This is a genomic window from Oleiphilus sp. HI0132 (assembly GCF_001635845.1).
Genome location: NZ_LWGJ01001790.1, coordinates 1 through 1067 on the forward strand (window position 1 = coordinate 1; position 1067 = coordinate 1067).

2 protein-coding genes and 1 pseudogene are annotated in these 1067 nt (G+C 43.2%); all 3 read right to left on the reverse strand.

The window, feature by feature from the left end; translation table 11 throughout:
* Positions 1-177: 177 nt before the first annotated feature.
* Positions 178-432, reverse strand: a complete 255-nt coding sequence (locus A3766_RS27125; RefSeq protein ID WP_068514784.1) for a DUF1653 domain-containing protein — start codon at positions 430-432, stop codon at positions 178-180.
* Complete coding sequence (locus A3766_RS27130; protein ID WP_068514779.1) at positions 429-776, reverse strand: hypothetical protein; 348 nt, start codon at positions 774-776, stop codon at positions 429-431. Before A3766_RS27130 ends, A3766_RS27125 begins: the two co-directional genes overlap by 4 nt.
* Positions 777-881: 105 nt before the next feature.
* Positions 882-1067: pseudogene (locus A3766_RS32355) on the reverse strand (hypothetical protein); the annotation flags it as partial.

Below are 1067 nucleotides of genomic sequence, written 5' to 3' on the forward strand. Positions count from 1 at the left end.
CATAGATTCCCCTGCATGATCCCGGCCCAAACAAATGAGGCATTATGGACAAAATTAGTCGAACATAGATAATTTATAGCAGGTTTTACAACAACAACAATGCGATATTAAAAGTATTTTCTCTTAAATTAACGCTTACCTGTTGTTTTTATAGAAGATTAGTGTGTTTCACTAAGTTTAGAGTGATGAAGGTAAATGTTTTCCTAGCTCGACGTTATAGGCATTGATGAGCTTAAAGCGATCTTGCTCTAGACCGTTGATGGACACTGACTCTTTAAACATATCTAAAGGACGCACCCACAATCCAAACTCGCCATATAAAGCTCTATAGACAACCAACTTTTCCTCTGTCTCGCTATGCGTGACCAGGCCAAGTACCTCGTATTCAGCCCCCTTATAATGCTGATACAAGCCTGTTTCGATACCACTCATCCAGCCTTCTCCATACCCAAGAGTCTTCTCATAACCGATTCCAACATCACCACAACGATCATTAATGCATAAGCGGCGGCAATATAAACCCCTGCTTGAAGCGCTTTATCTGTGTGACCCAAAACCCAGTCATAAGCACCAACAAGGTAGGCGGGTGCCAGCCAAATACTTGCATCTGTCGCAATATTGATAGGCGTTAACAAGAGGACGGCAACCAGAACCCTTAAAGATCGCCGGGTTCGACGTAGCTTGAGATTTCTGGTCATTCGCCAAAATACGGCAATCATCACGAGCGCGGAAATCAGGTACACTGCCCACGCAGCAAGGTATGAAAAACTTTCCAACTATCTATCCTTAAGCCTATATCAACTAAACAAGATCGAGCGAGCCCATCTCATTATTAATTCGCAATTTTTAGTGTAGTTCATCTGCCTGACAGCCATAACAAACTAAATTATGTAGTCTTCCCAATCGTCTTCTGAAACCAGGCTTTCGCTGATTGCTTTTGAGCGCACCGAAATGTGATTTTCATGCATCATAATTTTGCTACCCGCGATCAAGGGGTGCCACTGGGGTAGCGGCTTCCCTTCAAATAGCAAACGATAAGAACAAGTTTCAGGGAGCCATACCGAGAC